The organism is Streptomyces sp. NPDC053474 (assembly GCF_044544845.1).
In the GTDB taxonomy this organism is placed as follows: Bacteria; Actinomycetota; Actinomycetes; order Streptomycetales; family Streptomycetaceae; genus Streptomyces.
This window is the reverse complement of sequence record NZ_JBITXV010000005.1, coordinates 25,243-39,914: the sequence shown is the minus strand read 5'-3', so window position 1 is coordinate 39,914 and position 14,672 is coordinate 25,243. Positions and strand designations below refer to the sequence as shown.

Here is a 14,672-nt window from a genome sequence, read left to right as displayed (position 1 = left end):
AGCCGGGGCACTAGCTGACGCGACCCCGACCGTCGAAGTCCTTCATCCGGTCAAGCACGCGCTCAGCGCTCGGCTGGTGCATCTCGTCGACGATCCGCCCGTCCGCGAGGAAGATCACGCGGTCCGCGTACGACGCGGCCACCGGATCGTGGGTGACCATGACGACGGTCTGCCCGAGCTCGCGCACGGAGTTGCGGAGGAAGCCGAGGACCTCGGCGCCGGAGCGCGAGTCGAGGTTTCCGGTCGGCTCGTCACCGAAGATGATCTCGGGCTGGGAGGCGAGCGCGCGGGCCACGGCGACGCGCTGCTGCTGACCGCCGGAGAGCTCGGTGGGCCGGTGGGAGAGGCGCCCGGCCAGGCCCACCATGGAGATCACCTGCTCCAGCCACTGCTTGTTGACCTTGCGGCCCGCGATGTCCATGGGGAGCGTGATGTTCTCCAGGGCGGTCAGCGTCGGCAGCAGGTTGAACGCCTGGAAGATGAAGCCGATCTTGTCCCGGCGGAGCTTGGTGAGCTGCTTGTCCTTCAGCGTCGACAGCTCGGTCTCGCCGATGCGCACCGAGCCGGAGCTGAAGCTGTCCAGACCGGCCACGCAGTGCATCAGGGTGGACTTGCCGGAGCCCGAGGGGCCCATGATCGCGGTGAACTGGCCCTGCCCGAAGTCGACGGAGACCCGGTCGAGCGCGACCACCTGGGTCTCGCCCTGGCCGTACACCTTGGACAGATCCGTGGCGCGCGCGGCCACGGCGGTGGCGTGGGCGGCGAAGGGAGTGGTGGTGGTCACGGGGAGGTGCTCCTGTCGGGACGACGTGTCGGGGGGACTCCATCCATCGTCCTGTCGAAGGAGGGCCGCGTAGTCAGCCGCTGCTCCCGGTTCCGGGGGCGACTGCGGTCGGACTCGGGGCGTGCGTGTCATACCTGGGGATGACGGGCACCCCTGAGACGTGGGGCCCGGGCACGTCCGGTCCGGCCCCGTGCACACGACCGGGGGAACCGGTGGGACACGACCGGGGGAAGCGCTCGGGGCACTGGCTGGCCGACGGTGTGCGCGGGGGCGGCGCACAACGGTGCGCGGCCCTCGCGGGGGCGGGCGGGGAGCGCCTGCCGCACGGGGCACGGAGAGGGCTAAATTCCGTCAATTCCCTCGTGTGCGCGGGCCTTGGCCGGTGCGGCCCGGGGCAAGTACCACCGGCGCGTACCAGGTGCTGATGCACCCTCAGGCGTCAATAAAATAAGACAACGTCGGGCTGCCGTTCCGCTATTCGGGGGATGCCTCCCGATAGGGTCGAAGCCTTGATGCGGAGCCTACGGCCTGCCCGGGTGGTGGAATGCAGACACGGCGAGCTTAAACCTCGCTGCCCTTCATGGGCGTACCGGTTCAAGTCCGGTTCCGGGCACCTCCGCCACCTCCAGCTGACCGTCCTGACCTGGGGCGTTCCATGTCGAGCCCCCTTTGCTGACGGAGTGTCAACTACTGCCGACGGGCGCGCTCTTGATCACCGCGGCTGGGCTGGAAATCCAGCCCCTCCGGCGTTTGAGGAGCGGGGGTCTGGGGGCGGAGCCCCCAGGAAGCGGAGGCTCCCGGCAGGGCCCGTTGACACCTGCGGCAGGGTGGCCGGAGACTCCCCGGATGCGGACGCAGGTGGGGATCATCGGGGCGGGCCCCGCGGGGCTCGTGCTGGCCCGGCTCCTGCACGGCGCGGGCCTCGCCACCACCGTCCTCGAGGCCCGCGACCGGGCCCACGTGGAGGGCCGCCAACGAGCCGGAATCCTGGAGCACGGCACCGCCGAGGTGCTGCGCGCGGCGGGCGCGGGCGAGCGCATGGACCGCGAGGGGACGCGGCACGACGGCATCGAGCTCCGCTTCGACCGCCGCAGGCACCGCGTCGACTTCCCGTCGCTCACCGGCGGCAGGTCCGTGCGGGTCTACGCGCAGACCGAGGTGTGCAAGGACCTCATCGCCCTGCGGCTCCAGGACGACGCCCCGCTGCTCTTCGGCGCCCGCGCGCTCGCCGTGGAGGACGCGGACACCGACCGGCCGCGCGTCCGCTACCGCCACGAGGGCCGCGAGCGCACCCTGGAGTGCGACTACGTCGCCGGGTGCGACGGCTTCTGGGGCGTGGCCCGCGCCGCCGTACCGGCCGCGGTGGCGCGCACGTACGAGCGCGCGTACCCCTTCGGCTGGCTCGGAGTCCTCGCCGCCGCGCCGCCCTCGCACCACGAGCTGGTCTACGCCCGCCACGACCGCGGCTTCGCCCTGCTCAGCCACCGCTCGCCCACGGTCTCCCGGCTCTACCTCCAGGTGCCCGCGGACACCGACCCGGCCGCCTGGAGCGACACGGCGATCTGGGACGAGCTGGAGCGCCGCTGCGAGACCGACGACGGCTGGCGGCTCGCGCGCGGCCCCCTCACCGCGAAGTCCGTCACGCCCCTGCGCTCCTACGTGCACGAGCCGATGCGCCACGGACGGCTCTTCCTCGCCGGGGACGCCGCCCACATCGTGCCGCCCACCGGCGCCAAGGGCCTCAACCTCGCCGTCGGCGACGTCGCCACCCTCGCCCGCGCCCTCGTCGCGCACGCGCGCACCGGCGACCCCGCGCTCCTGGACGCGTACTCCGCGACCTGCCTGCGCCGCGTCTGGCAGGCCGAGCGGTTCTCGAACGCGCTGACGGCCCTGCTGCACCGGCACCCGGACGCCACCCCCTTCGACGACCGCCTCCAGCTCGCCCAGCTCGACCGCGTCGCCACCTCGCGCGCGGCCCGCGCGGACCTCGCCGATGCCTATACGGGCCGCCCCCTGGACGGCGTACTGTGACCGACACCACCCGATAGGGGGGTCCGCGGGCGGGTCGGGAACAGCGTGCCCGGTCCCGCGCGTTCTCCGGGCGAAGAGTGGGGTCTTTGAGAGGGATCCCCCGCCACCTGGCGGGAAAGATCCTCCCCAAGCACTAGGCACATCCTTTTGCCTACGCATTACTCTTGAACCAAAGCCACGCACGGTGGCCATGGAGGAGTGAGATGAGGAGCAGCAACCCGGTCTTCTCGCGACGGGGGTTCAGCCGCGACAACGGCTATGCGGGCTTCAACGCGCAGCCGCAGGCCGGGGGCCCCGCAGTCGGTACGCAGACCAACCCGTACGCGGGCCAGCAGGCCCCCACCAACCCCTACGCCGCGAACCCGTACGGCCAGCAGGACCTCCAGGGCGCCCCGCCGCACGCCCCGGTGACCACCCGCATGACGATGGACGACGTCGTCATGCGCACCGCCACCACCCTCGGCGTCCTCGTCGTGACGGCCGCGCTCGCCTGGGCGCTGCTCCCCGTCGACGACGCGAACATCAGCAAGTCGTACGGCATCGCGATCGGCGCCGGTCTCGTGGCGATGATCCTGGGCTTCGTCCAGGCCTTCAAGCGCAAGGCGTCCCCGCCGCTGATCCTGGCGTACGCGGCCCTGGAAGGCGTCTTCCTCGGCGTCGTCTCCAGCGTCGTGGACAACCGCATCGCGAGCGGCGCGGCCATGCAGGCCGTGCTCGGCACGATGGCCGTCTTCCTCGCCGTCCTGGTGGCGTACAAGGCGGGCTGGATCCGCGTCAACCGCCGCTTCTACGGCTTCGTGATGGCCGCGGCCCTCGGCTTCGTCCTCCTGATGGCGGTGAACCTGCTGTTCTCCGTCTTCGGCGGCGGTGACGGCCTGGGCTTCCGCAGCGGTGGCCTCGGCATCATGTTCGGCATCATCGGCGTGCTGCTCGGCGCGTGCTTCCTGGCCCTGGACTTCAAGCAGGTCGAGGACGGCATCGCGTACGGCGCCCCGCGCGAGGAGGCCTGGCTCGCCGCCTTCGGCCTCACGATGACGCTGGTCTGGATCTACATGGAGTTCCTGCGCCTGATCGCGATCCTGCAGGGGAACGACTGAGCATCGCCGACGCGCCGGTGACCCCACCGGCCGGTCGGTGACACAGCGGCCGAAGGGCCCGCGGACCACGGTCCGCGGGCCCTTCGTCGTGTCGTGGTGGGGATCGGAATCGGGGGACTTCGGGGGAACGGGGAAACAGCGGAACTACGGGTGCGGGTCAGCGCAGATTGCGCGCGGCACGCCTGAGGTCGTATTCGTGGATGATCGCCTTGGCGTGGCCGTAGGCCAGATTGTGCTCGCCGCGGAGCCAGCTGACCTTCTCCTCGAAGCGGAAGAGAGAAGGGCCCTCGTCGACGGTGCGCAGCCAGTCGGAGACTTCACGACCGGTGCAGTGGGGGATGCGAGCGAGCAGATTCCGGTGGGTCTCCGCGGAGAAGACTTGGGACATCGGCGCCTCCGGACGCGTTCGATGTGGTCCGTCCTTCACGCCACCGTGCCTGAGCGTTCGGACATTGGCAACAGTCCCGGCTCGGCGCATAGGGTCGCGGTGTGTTCGATACGACGCCTTTGATCGCCGCCGTGGACCGGTTCGCCGACCGGCTGCGGGCCGCCCCCCAGTCCCGGCTGCAGCGCGGCGCGGCCGCCGAAGCCCTGGCCCTCGCCCGAGAGTTGGCGGTGCGGGCCCAGCTCAACGAGGCGCCGGAGGCCGAGCCCCGGCTGATGCCGGACGCCGGGATGTTCGCGGCCGCCGACCAGGTCACGGTGGCGGGCCGTGACTTGGCGGTCGTCCTGCGGGACGAGGGGGAGCTGGCGGAGGCGGTACGCCTGGTGGAGGAGGCGCTGGCGCGGGCCGGGGTGTGAGAGCGGCCGGGGGTCGGCGGGCGCGGCCCGTTCCTCAGACCGAGGCGATGACGCGGTCCGCCAGGATGTAGACGTTCTCCGTACCGCAGGCGAACGTCAGTGCGTACGCGCCCGAGACGCCGGAGCCGCCGAGCAGGACCGGGGCCTGGCCGTCGCGCAGGGCCGCGGCGAGCAGCTCCGCGGTCTCGCGGTGGCCGGGGGTCATGCACAGCGTCGTGCCGTCCGCGAAGACGTACACGTCGAGGGTGCCGAGCGGCCCCGGGCGGACGTCGGCGAGGGCGGTGCGGGCGTCGGCGAGCTCCTCCAGGCAGGCCACCGTGCGCTCGTGGTCGGTGTAGGCGGGGGACTGCACCGGGACGAAGTCGGGGTGTGAGGGGTGGCGGCGGCGGGCCGCGGCCAGCTCCGCGGAGTCGCCCGCGAACTCGTCGGGGTCGGCGAAGGGCTCCACGACCGGTTCGAGGCTGTCCGATTCCAGACCCGCCAGATCGGCCTGGCGCGGCAGGAACAGCTCGTCCGCGATGCTCTCCGGGAGCCCGCCGAGCAGCGAGGGGGCGTCCGCGATGTCACGGGCCTCCTGCGCGGCCCAGAACGCGCGTGCCTCGGCCAGCTCCCGCTCCCGCTCCTCGGCGAGGGCGTCGGCGACCGCGGCGCGTATCTCGTCGGTGTCCACCGTGGTGCGGGCGGCCGGCACCGTGGCCCGGCCGCGGGCCGCGGCGTGGCTCTCGGCGAGCTCGGTGCGCAGGTCGGTGATCTGCTGCCGCAGGCCCCGCACGGTGTGCAGGGACGCGGCGCCCACGGCCGTGGCGGCGGCCGCGGAGAGCAGCAAGGCAAGACTCATGGCGCTCACTGACGTACTCCCGGTTTCAAGTCGACCCCCGACTTACTACATCAGCTTGAAGCCTGCACCATCCCCCTGTCAGTGCATTACGTCACGAATTGGACAGGACTTTCGGCCCGGTGTTTATCGGCGGATCCGCGCTGACCTGGGCGTATGAATCTCCCCCAGGAGATTGGTCACATCCTGGGGGAGATTGGGTCACGAATGTGTGGAGGGGTCAGCTGAGGCGCTCGATGACCATGGCCATGCCCTGGCCGCCGCCGACGCACATGGTCTCCAGGCCGAACTGCTTGTCGTGGAACTGGAGGCTGTTGATCAGCGTGCCGGTGATGCGGGCGCCGGTCATGCCGAAGGGGTGGCCGACGGCGATCGCGCCGCCGTTGACGTTCAGCTTGTCGAGGGGGATGTCCAGGTCGCGGTACGAGGGGATGACCTGGGCGGCGAAGGCCTCGTTGATCTCGACGAGGTCGATGTCGGAGATCGTGAGCCCGGCCCGCTTCAGGGCCTGCTTGCTGGCCTCGACCGGGCCGAGGCCCATGATCTCGGGGGAGAGCGCGGAGACGCCGGTCGACACGATCCGGGCCAGCGGGGTCAGGCCGAGCTCGCGGGCCTTGGTGTCGGACATGATCACGAGGGCGGCGGCGCCGTCGTTCAGGGGGCAGCAGTTGCCCGCCGTGACGAGCCCGTCCGGGCGGAAGGCAGGCTTGAGGCCCGCGACGCCCTCCATGGTGACGCCCGCGCGCGGGCCGTCGTCCGCGGCGACGACCGTGCCGTCGGGCAGCGTCACCGGGGTGATCTCGCGCTGCCAGAAGCCGTTCTTGAGGGCCTCCTCGGCGAGGTTCTGGGACCGTACGCCGAACTCGTCCATGTCCTGGCGGGTGACGCCCTTGAGCCGGGCGAGGTTCTCGGCGGTCTGGCCCATCGCGATGTACGCGTCCGGCACGAGGCCGTCCTCGCGGGGGTCGTGCCAGTCGGTGTCCGTCTGCTGGGCGCGCTCGGCGGTGCGGGCCTCGGCGTCGGCGAAGAGCGGGTTGTGGGTGTCGGGCTGGCCGTCGCTGCTGCCCTTGACGCTGCGGGACACCATCTCCACGCCCGCCGAGACGAAGACGTCGCCCTCGCCCGCCTTGATGGCGTGCAGGGCCATGCGGGACGTCTGCAGCGACGAGGAGCAGTAGCGGGTGATGGTGCAGCCCGGCAGGTGGTCCATGCCCATCTGCACGGCCACGATCCGGCCGAGGTTGTGGCCCTGCTCGCCGCCGGGCAGGCCGCAGCCCAGCATCAGGTCGTCGATGTCCCTGGGGTCGAGCGCGGGGATCTTGTCGAGGGCGGCCCGGACGATCGTGGCCGTCAGGTCATCGGGGCGGAGCTCCTTGAGCGAGCCCTTGAAGGCGCGGCCGATGGGGGAGCGGGCAGCGGAGACAATCACGGCTTCGGGCATCAGGAGGCTCCAGGGGGTAACGGGCAGGGCTTAAGGGGAAGTTACCCGCACGTATAGCCGGGGTCACGGGATGAGGCCTGTGACACGGGCCGCACTTCTAAGCGGGCGCTCAGGGCGCGCGCGGGGACGGGGCTCGGCTTCCCCTGGGCGGACGGCGTCGCCGCTGCCGCGGCGGGGGCCTTCCCGGCAGGGGCTTTCCCACCCACCCGCCCATGACTCCCCGGCTTTGCCCGCGCGGCCGTCCGGCGCCTCTGGGTGGGTGGTGCCCCTGTGCCGACCCGCAGACGATCGACGGCTGGCAGCGCCCCAAAGGGGCGCGGGGAACTGCGCGATCAGCCACAAAGGATCCGCAGGCGCCCGACGGCCCTATCGCGGCAACTCCAGCGGGCGCAGCCAAGCAGGCGCGCAGCGTAGCCGCCGGGTCCCCCGCCGTCAGGCGATCGGCGCCGGGGCCGGAGTCTGGATCCGGCGGCGCCGCCTGCGCTTGAGGAGGGCGAAGGGGCCACGCGGCCCGGAGGGCATGGCTCCGGTTACTTCCGTGCCGCCTTCGGAGGCGGCCCGCGCCGCCGCCCGGGCCACCGGCAGGAAGCCCTCGCGCCGCGACACGTCGGGCCGCTCCTCCTCCGGCCACAGGCCGAGCGCCGCGCAGAGCGTGGGCAGGACCGCCATCGCCGCCGTGGCGTACCCCTCCGCGGAGGGGTGGTAGTTGTCGGGGCCGAACAGCTCGCGCGGGTTCGCGGCGAACTCCGGGCCGAGCAGGTCGCCGAGCGACACCGTGCGGCCGCCCTGCTCGACCACGCCGATCGTCTGCGCGGCGGCCAGCTGCCGCGAAACCCGGCGGGCCAGCCACCGCAGCGGCTGGTAGACGGGCTCGATCGTGCCCAGGTCGGGACACGTGCCGACGACCACCTCGGCGCCCGCGGTGCGCAGCCTGCGCACCGCCGACGCGAGCAGCCGCACCGACCGCGTCGGCGGCATCCGGTGCGTCACGTCGTTGGCCCCGATCATCACGACGCACACGTCGGGCACCCGGCCCGTCTCGTCGGACAGGACCAGCGTCACCTGTCGGTCGAGGTCGTCGGACTGCGCCCCGGCCTTGGCCACGACCCGCAGGTCCACCGGCCGCTCGGCCACCGCGGCGAGCCCGGACGCCAGCAGCGCGGCGGGCGTCTGCTGGGCCCGGTGCACGCCGAGCCCCGCGGCCGTGGAGTCCCCGAGCATCGCGAACCGCAGCGGCTCCCCGCAGTCGGCGCGGGCCGCGAAGGCCGCCCCGTACCGGCCGTCGGCCCGCGGCGGCGTCCCGTGCCCGCCGTTGCCCACGGACCGCTTGGCCAACTGCACCTCGGCGAGGACGATCCCGACCGTGGCCGCGCCGAGCAGCCCGATGCTTCCGCCGCCGTACGCCGCGCCCGCGGCGATGCGCCGCGCCACCCTCGCCCTCGACATCCCCGCTGTCACCTCTGCCAGGTCCCTGTGGAGCCGTTCGTCCCTTACATCCACTCATTGCCCCGTCGGGACGGTCGGCCAACCGTGAGAGGAGGTGACTCGGGCAGATGGCCCCGTACTCTGACGGTTACCGAAAACCGAAATACGAACACCTCGTGCGAGCAGCCATGCCCTCACGACGTCGCGCCCCGGATACCCGGCCGGATACACGGAGACAACGTGCAATTCCACGACTCGATGACCAGCCTCGTCGGCAACACCCCGCTGGTCAGGCTCAACAACGTGACGCAGGGCCTGAAGGCCACCGTCCTCGCCAAGGTCGAGTACTTCAACCCGGGCGGCTCCGTGAAGGACCGCATCGCCCTGCGCATGATCGAGGCGGCCGAGGCCAGCGGCGAGCTCCGCCCCGGCGGCACCATCGTCGAGCCGACCAGCGGCAACACCGGTGTCGGCCTGGCGATCGTGGCCCAGCAGAAGGGCTACAAGTGCGTCTTCGTGTGCCCGGACAAGGTGAGCACCGACAAGATCAACGTGCTGCGGGCCTACGGTGCCGAGGTGGTCGTCTGCCCGACCGCCGTCGACCCGGAGCACCCGGACTCGTACTACAACGTCTCCGACCGGCTGGTCCGTGAGATCCCGGACGCCTGGAAGCCGGACCAGTACTCCAACCCCAACAACCCGCTGTCGCACTACCACTCCACCGGGCCCGAGCTGTGGGACCAGACGGAGGGGAAGATCACCCACTTCGTGGCGGGCATCGGCACCGGCGGCACGATCTCCGGCACCGGCGGGTACCTGAAGGAGGTCTCGGGCGGCAAGGTCAAGATCGTCGGCGCGGACCCGGAGGGCTCCGTGTACTCCGGCGGCTCCGGGCGGCCGTACCTCGTCGAGGGCGTCGGTGAGGACTTCTGGCCGACGGCCTACGACCGGAACGTCACCGACGAGATCATCGCCGTGTCCGACAAGGACTCCTTCCAGATGACGCGGCGCCTCGCCAAGGAGGAGGGCCTCCTGGTGGGCGGCTCCTGCGGCATGGCCGTCGTCGCGGCGCTGCGCGTCGCGGAGGGCCTCGGCCCCGACGACGTCGTGGTGGTCCTGCTGCCCGACAGCGGCCGCGGCTACATGAGCAAGATCTTCAGCGACGAGTGGATGAACGACTACGGCTTCCTGGAGGAGGCCGGTGACCAGCCGCGCGTCGGTGACGTCCTGCGCCGCAAGGAGGGCGGCGAGCTGCCCTCGCTCGTCCACATGCACCCGGAGGAGACGGTCGGCGAGGCGATCGAGGTCCTGCGCGAGTACGGGGTCTCGCAGATGCCCATCGTGAAGCCGGGCGCGGGGCACCCCGACGTCATGGCCGCGGAGGTCATCGGCTCGGTGGTGGAGCGCGAGCTGCTCGACGCGCTGTTCGCGCAGCGGGCGTCGCTGCACGACCCGCTGGAGAAGCACATGTCCGACCCGCTGCCGCAGGTCGGCTCCGGCGAGCCGGTCGGGGACCTGATGTCCGTGCTCGGCACCGCGGACGCGGCCATCGTCCTCGTCGAGGGCAAGCCCACGGGCGTCGTGAGCCGCCAGGACCTGCTTGCCTTCCTCGCGGAGCAGCAGGGCAGCTAGGTCCCTGGGCCCGGACTTCGCGGAACCGGTACGCACGCGACACGTCCGCGCAGCACCCCCTTAACACGGCTCGGGCACCGTAGGGGGTGTCGGCGTCAGGACTTCCGGAGCGGCTCCCGGACCTCCGTGACGCCCCGGACGCGAGCGTGCGGCCCTGACCTGCGCGCCCGTCCCCCGCGGGGGCCGCCGTCGTCCCGCCCTCCGGTTCGCCCGGGGGTGCGGCGGTCCCCGCGCTACGCGCGGGCGCTTCCCTGGGGCTCCTCGCCGTATCCGCTCCCCTTCGAGAACCGCGCTAACGCGCTTGTCCTCAAACGCCGGACGGGCTGGATCGTCCCGGCTGAGGCCCGGACGACGGCGTGCGGGCCGCCAGGTCGGAGCCCGGCCGGACGGGCTGGAAGCTTCGGCTGGGGCTCAGTCTTCCCAGTCGGGCTTGTGGGGGGAGCGGCGGAGGAAGGGGAGGAGGCCCGTGCCGCGGGCGGCGTGGACCGCGTTGACGCCGACTATGCCGAACCAGGTCACGAAGAGGCCGGACAGCCCCGCGTTCACCACGCCGATCGCCGAGAGGGGGATCGCGAGGATGAGCGAGACGATGCCGAAGCCGAAGCGCTCGCCCCAGGAGTCGACTCCGCTGGCGGGGTTGCGGGCGCTGCGGGCCATGATCATCTGCTGTTCGGCCAGGTGACGGCGCATCTGCCGGTCGATCGTCCCGTCCAGGCGCTTCTCGACCTTTTCGAGGAACGAGTCGACGAGCGCGGACTCGTACTCCTCGCCGAGGTCCTTGCGCGCGTGCAAAGCGGCGTCGAGTTCCTTTTTGAGTTCGGCGTCACGTGTGGCTTCCATACCCCTTACGGTACGCAGCCCGCGCCCCGCGGACAGTGGGGCTAACCCCCCTTTCCGTCCTGGGTGAGACCCCCGCCCGCCGGGTCGCGCCGGGCGAGCAGCCAGTACAGGACGGCCGGGACCACGAGCCCCACGATCCAGGAGACGTCCGCGCCGCCGAGGGGGTCCACCAGCGGCCCGGTGTAGAAGTGCGTGACGAGGAACGGGAGCTGGGCCAGGAGGCCGACGCCGTACACGGCGAGCGCGTCCCAGCGCCAGGCGCCGTAGCGGCCGTGCGGGTCGAAGAGGGCCGGGATGTCGTACCGCTCCTTGGAGATCAGGTAGTAGTCGACGAGGTTGATCGCCGACCACGGGGTGAAGAACGTCAGCAGGAACAGCAGGAAGTCCTTGAAGGACGTCAGGAAGCTGTCCTTGCCGAGGAGCGCCACCGCGGTGCCCGCGACCATGATCAGGCCGATGTACGCGGCCCGGCCGCGCGGCGAGAGCGTCTTCTGGGCGCGGAAGCCGCCGATGCCGGTGACCATCGACATGAAGCCGCCGTACGTGTTGAGCACGTTGATGGTCAGCTTGCCGAGCGCGATCACGAAGTACAGGAGCGAGGCCACCAGGCCGGTGCCGCCGAGCCCCACGACGTAGGCGACCTGGTGGTCCATGAACGCCCCGCCCGCGCTCGCGGCCACCAGCACGCCGAACGTCATCGACCACTGTGAACCGAGCGCGGAGCCGGAGAGCGTCCACCAGAACGTGGCGCGGGCCGAGGTCGTGCGCGGCAGATAGCGCGAGTAGTCCGCGACGTACGGGCCGAACGCCAGCTGCCACGAGGCCGAGAGGGACACCGCGAGCAGGAACACCGGCAGGTCGAAGCGGGCGTCCGCGAGGAGGTCGGCGAGGTCGACGCGGTCCAGGAGGCGGATGCCGAGGTAGACGAAGGCGAGCGCGCAGACCACGCTCGCGATCCGGCCGAGGACGTGGATCACGCGGTAGCCGACCGCGGCCGTCACCGCCGTGACCACCGCGAACAGGACGATCCCGGTGGTGTCCGAGGTGTGCGTCAGCTCGGCGGTGGCCTGCCCGGCGAGCACGCTGCCGCTGGCGAAGAAGCCGACGTACATCAGGATGACGAGGAGCAGCGGCACGACGGCGCCGCGCACCCCGAACTGGGCCCGGGACTGGATCATCTGGGGCAGGCCGAGCCGGGGGCCCTGCGCGGAGTGCAGGGCCATGACGGCGCCGCCGAGCACGTTGCCGAGGGCGAGGCCCACGATCGACCACACCACGTCGCCGCCGAAGACGACGGCGAGCGCGCCCGTGACGACGGCCGTGATCTGGAGGTTCGCCCCGAGCCAGAGCGTGAACTGGCTGACGGGGCTGCCGTGCCGCTCGGCATCCGGTACGACGTCGATGGAGCGCCGCTCCACCAGGGACTTGGGTGACTCCGCCATGTGCGCCGGTCCTCGCCTCGCCGGACTGTATATGGTCATGCAGAGTTCTGGTTTGCTGAATACTTTGTCAATGGTCGGGTGGCGATCAGGAGCGGGAGCGGCGTGAGGAGTCCGGCATGAGTGACAGTCCAGCGACACGGCTGCAGGCGCTCTTCGAGGGGCACCGGCTCACGCCGACGCAGCGCCGCATCGCCCACTGCATGGTGCGGCGCGCCGCCGACGCGCCCTTCCTGTCCAGCGTCGAGCTGGCCGAACTCGCCGGTGTCAGCCAGCCGTCCGTGACCCGCTTCGCGGTCGCGCTCGGCTTCGACGGCTACCCGGCGCTGCGGCGGCACCTGCGCGACGTGGCCCCGGCGGAGGCGCCGGAGGACGCGGCGGCGAACGAGTACCAGCAGGCCGTCGAGGCCGAGATCGAGAACCTGCGCCACCTCGCGGCCGTCCTCGCCGACCCCGCGCCCGTTGAACGCGCGGGCCGCCTCCTGGCCGCCTCCCGCCCCCTGCCGGTCCTCGGCCTGCGCGCCGCCGCCTCCCAGGCCTACGGCTTCTCGTACTTCGCCGCGAAGGTCCACCCCGACGTGCGGCTGCTCGACGAGGGCGGCTCCATGCTCACCGACCGCCTGGACGCGGCCGTGCGCGCCGGGGCCACCGTGCTGCTGTGCTTCGCGCTGCCCCGGCACCCGCGCGAGGTCGTGGACGCCCTCGCCCACGCCCAGGACGCGGGCCTCACCGTCGTCACCGTCGCCGACTCCGCCTTCGCGCCCGTGGCCGCGCACTCCGACCTGCTGCTGCCCGCCGCCGTCGGCACCGGCCTCGCCTTCGACACGGCCTGCGCCCCCATGCTGCTCGGCCGGGCGCTCCTGGAGGCCATGTGCGACGCGCTGCCCGACGCGCAGGCGCGCCTGGAGGAGTTCGACGTGGGGGCGGCCGAGCGCGGCCTCTTCGTCGAGTAGCGCCCCGTCAGACGACGCGCGCGCCGCGCCGCCACACCGCGGACACCAGCGGTACGCCCGGCCGGTAGGCGAGGTGGACGTGGCTCGGCGCGTCCAGGAGCGCCAGGTCGGCGCGGGCGCCGGGGGCGACGCGGCCGACGTCCGTGCGGCGCAGCGCCGCCGCGCCGCCCGCCGTGGCCGCCCACACCGCCTCGTCGGGGGTCATCCCCATGTCCCGTACGGCGAGCGCGACGCAGAACGGCACGGACGAGGTGAACGACGAGCCCGGGTTGCAGTCCGTCGACAGGGCCACCGTCGCGCCCGCGTCGAGCAGCCGCCGGGCGTCGGGCCACTTCGCGCGCGTGGAGAACTCCGCGCCCGGCAGCAGCGTGGCCACCGTGTCGCTGTGGGCGAGGGCGTCCACGTCGGCGTCCGTCAGGTGCGTGCAGTGGTCGGCGCTCGCGGCGTCGAGCTCCACGGCCAGCTGGACGCCGGGGCCGTAGCTGAGCTGGTTGGCGTGCACGCGCGGGTGCAGCCCCTTCGCCTTGCCCGCGGTCAGGATCGCCCGGGCCTGGTCGCCGTCGAAGGCGCCCTTCTCGCAGAACACGTCGATCCAGCGGGCGTGCGGGGCGCAGGCGTCCAGCATCTCGCCGGTCACCAGGTCGACGTACGCCGACGGGTCCTCGGCGTAGTCCGGCGACACGATGTGGGCGCCGAGGAAGGTGACCTCGTCCGTGTGGCGCGCCGCGATGCGCAGGGCGCGGGCCTCGTCCTCGGTGGTCAGGCCGTAGCCCGACTTCGTCTCGAACGTCGTGGTGCCCTGGCGCAGGGCCTCGGCGAGGTAGCGGCCGAGGTTCGCCTCCAGGGCCTCGTCGGACGCGGCGCGGGTCGCCGCCACGGTGGTGCGGATGCCGCCCGCCTCGTAGGGGCGGCCCTCCATGCGGGCGTTGAACTCCTGGGTGCGGTCGCCCGCGAAGAGGAGGTGGGAGTGGGAGTCCACGAAGCCGGGGAGCGCGGCGCGGCCCTCGGCGTCGTACGCCTCGTCCGCCGCCGGGGCCCCGGCGCTCGGGCCCACCCAGGCGACCTCCTCGCCGTCCAGGACGACGGCGGCGTCCTCGACGAGACCGAGGGGGCCGTGGCCGAGGGCGGGGTCGTTGGTGACGAGGCTGCGGATGCCGTGGATGACGGTGGTGGGCATGTGGGGTCCTGTTCGTGGGGTGGGTGAGGGTGGTCCCTCGCGGTGCGCCCCAGACCCCGCTCCTCAAACGCCGGAGGGGCTGATTCTTACGCTGACCCGAGCCGGAGATCTTTCAGCCCGTCCGGCGTTTGAGGACGAGGCGCGGAGCGCCGACAAGCGGGGGCACGGGGGCGGAGCCCCCGGATCGGGAAGGGGCGGGCCTGGGGCGCACCCGCGA

13 protein-coding genes and 1 tRNA gene are annotated in these 14,672 nt (G+C 72.4%); 6 read left to right on the top strand and 8 right to left on the bottom strand.

Annotated elements, in window-relative coordinates:
- Nucleotides 1-10 precede the first annotated feature (10 nt).
- Nucleotides 11-784, bottom strand: a complete 774-nt coding sequence (locus ACIG3E_RS13040; protein ID WP_399614949.1) for an ABC transporter ATP-binding protein — start codon at nt 782-784, stop codon at nt 11-13.
- A 530-nt stretch (nt 785-1,314) separates the two neighbouring features.
- Here ACIG3E_RS13040 and ACIG3E_RS13035 point away from each other — a divergent pair.
- The 3 genes from ACIG3E_RS13035 (at nt 1,315) to ACIG3E_RS13025 (ending at nt 3,912) form a co-directional block, all read left to right on the top strand.
- Nucleotides 1,315-1,397, top strand: a tRNA-Leu gene (locus tag ACIG3E_RS13035).
- Nucleotides 1,398-1,630: 233 nt separating this feature from the next.
- Nucleotides 1,631-2,815 carry a 4-hydroxybenzoate 3-monooxygenase gene (locus ACIG3E_RS13030; protein WP_399614947.1) on the top strand — a complete coding sequence of 395 codons (1,185 nt, stop codon included), beginning with the start codon at nt 1,631-1,633 and terminating at the stop codon, nt 2,813-2,815.
- Between the two features lie 203 nt (nt 2,816-3,018).
- Entirely contained in the window at nt 3,019-3,912 is an 894-nt protein-coding gene (locus ACIG3E_RS13025; protein ID WP_399614945.1) for a Bax inhibitor-1/YccA family protein, read from the top strand.
- Between the two features lie 157 nt (nt 3,913-4,069).
- Here the strand turns inward: ACIG3E_RS13025 and ACIG3E_RS13020 are convergent, their stop codons facing one another.
- Nucleotides 4,070-4,300: a DUF4287 domain-containing protein gene (locus ACIG3E_RS13020; protein WP_399614942.1), complete on the bottom strand. Its 231-nt coding sequence runs from the start codon at nt 4,298-4,300 to the stop codon at nt 4,070-4,072.
- A gap of 101 nt (nt 4,301-4,401) precedes the next feature.
- Here ACIG3E_RS13020 and ACIG3E_RS13015 point away from each other — a divergent pair, with 101 nt between their 5' ends.
- A complete protein-coding gene (locus ACIG3E_RS13015) occupies nt 4,402-4,713 on the top strand; it encodes a hypothetical protein (RefSeq protein WP_399614940.1) in 312 nt (103 codons plus the stop codon).
- Nucleotides 4,714-4,747: 34 nt separating this feature from the next.
- On the opposite strand, the gene ACIG3E_RS13010 is transcribed toward ACIG3E_RS13015, so the two are convergent.
- The 3 genes from ACIG3E_RS13010 to ACIG3E_RS13000 form a co-directional block, all read right to left on the bottom strand.
- Nucleotides 4,748-5,560, bottom strand: coding sequence for a hypothetical protein (locus tag ACIG3E_RS13010; protein ID WP_399614938.1), 813 nt, complete (start codon nt 5,558-5,560; stop codon nt 4,748-4,750).
- Between the two features lie 208 nt (nt 5,561-5,768).
- The gene (locus tag ACIG3E_RS13005) at nt 5,769-6,989 is read right to left on the bottom strand and encodes an acetyl-CoA C-acetyltransferase (protein WP_399614935.1); all 1,221 of its coding nucleotides are present in this window, start codon (nt 6,987-6,989) and stop codon (nt 5,769-5,771) included.
- Nucleotides 6,990-7,421: 432 nt separating this feature from the next.
- On the bottom strand, nt 7,422-8,435 hold the full coding sequence (locus ACIG3E_RS13000; protein WP_399614934.1) for an SGNH/GDSL hydrolase family protein: 1,014 nt from the start codon (nt 8,433-8,435) through the stop codon (nt 7,422-7,424).
- Between the two features lie 219 nt (nt 8,436-8,654).
- Between ACIG3E_RS13000 and ACIG3E_RS12995 the strand changes: the two genes are divergently transcribed.
- Nucleotides 8,655-10,046, top strand: coding sequence for a cystathionine beta-synthase (locus tag ACIG3E_RS12995; protein WP_399614932.1), 1,392 nt, complete (start codon nt 8,655-8,657; stop codon nt 10,044-10,046).
- A gap of 411 nt (nt 10,047-10,457) precedes the next feature.
- Here ACIG3E_RS12995 and ACIG3E_RS12990 read toward each other — a convergent pair whose 3' ends face one another.
- On the bottom strand, nt 10,458-10,886 hold the full coding sequence (locus ACIG3E_RS12990; protein ID WP_399614929.1) for a hypothetical protein: 429 nt from the start codon (nt 10,884-10,886) through the stop codon (nt 10,458-10,460).
- Between the two features lie 41 nt (nt 10,887-10,927).
- The gene (locus ACIG3E_RS12985) at nt 10,928-12,328 is read right to left on the bottom strand and encodes a purine-cytosine permease family protein (protein ID WP_399614927.1); all 1,401 of its coding nucleotides are present in this window, start codon (nt 12,326-12,328) and stop codon (nt 10,928-10,930) included.
- A gap of 116 nt (nt 12,329-12,444) precedes the next feature.
- Between ACIG3E_RS12985 and ACIG3E_RS12980 the strand changes: the two genes are divergently transcribed.
- On the top strand, nt 12,445-13,278 hold the full coding sequence (locus ACIG3E_RS12980) for a MurR/RpiR family transcriptional regulator (protein ID WP_399614924.1): 834 nt from the start codon (nt 12,445-12,447) through the stop codon (nt 13,276-13,278).
- A 7-nt stretch (nt 13,279-13,285) separates the two neighbouring features.
- Here the strand turns inward: ACIG3E_RS12980 and hutI are convergent, their stop codons facing one another.
- Nucleotides 13,286-14,455, bottom strand: coding sequence for an imidazolonepropionase (gene hutI, locus ACIG3E_RS12975; RefSeq protein ID WP_399614922.1), 1,170 nt, complete (start codon nt 14,453-14,455; stop codon nt 13,286-13,288).
- Nucleotides 14,456-14,672: the final 217 nt, after the last annotated feature.

Excerpts from the sequence above, each read along its gene's own strand:
- ACIG3E_RS13030 (WP_399614947.1), top strand. The coding sequence starts at position 1,631 with ATGCGGACGCAGGTGGGGATCATCGGGGCGGGCCCCGCGGGGCTCGTG.
- ACIG3E_RS13025 (WP_399614945.1), top strand. The coding sequence starts at position 3,019 with ATGAGGAGCAGCAACCCGGTCTTCTCGCGACGGGGGTTCAGCCGCGAC.
- ACIG3E_RS13020 (WP_399614942.1), bottom strand. The coding sequence starts at position 4,300 with ATGTCCCAAGTCTTCTCCGCGGAGACCCACCGGAATCTGCTCGCTCGC.
- ACIG3E_RS13005 (WP_399614935.1), bottom strand. The coding sequence starts at position 6,989 with ATGCCCGAAGCCGTGATTGTCTCCGCTGCCCGCTCCCCCATCGGCCGC.
- ACIG3E_RS13000 (WP_399614934.1), bottom strand. The coding sequence starts at position 8,435 with ATGTCGAGGGCGAGGGTGGCGCGGCGCATCGCCGCGGGCGCGGCGTAC.
- ACIG3E_RS12990 (WP_399614929.1), bottom strand. The coding sequence starts at position 10,886 with ATGGAAGCCACACGTGACGCCGAACTCAAAAAGGAACTCGACGCCGCT.
- ACIG3E_RS12985 (WP_399614927.1), bottom strand. The coding sequence starts at position 12,328 with ATGGCGGAGTCACCCAAGTCCCTGGTGGAGCGGCGCTCCATCGACGTC.
- ACIG3E_RS12980 (WP_399614924.1), top strand. The coding sequence starts at position 12,445 with ATGAGTGACAGTCCAGCGACACGGCTGCAGGCGCTCTTCGAGGGGCAC.
- hutI (WP_399614922.1), bottom strand. The coding sequence starts at position 14,455 with ATGCCCACCACCGTCATCCACGGCATCCGCAGCCTCGTCACCAACGAC.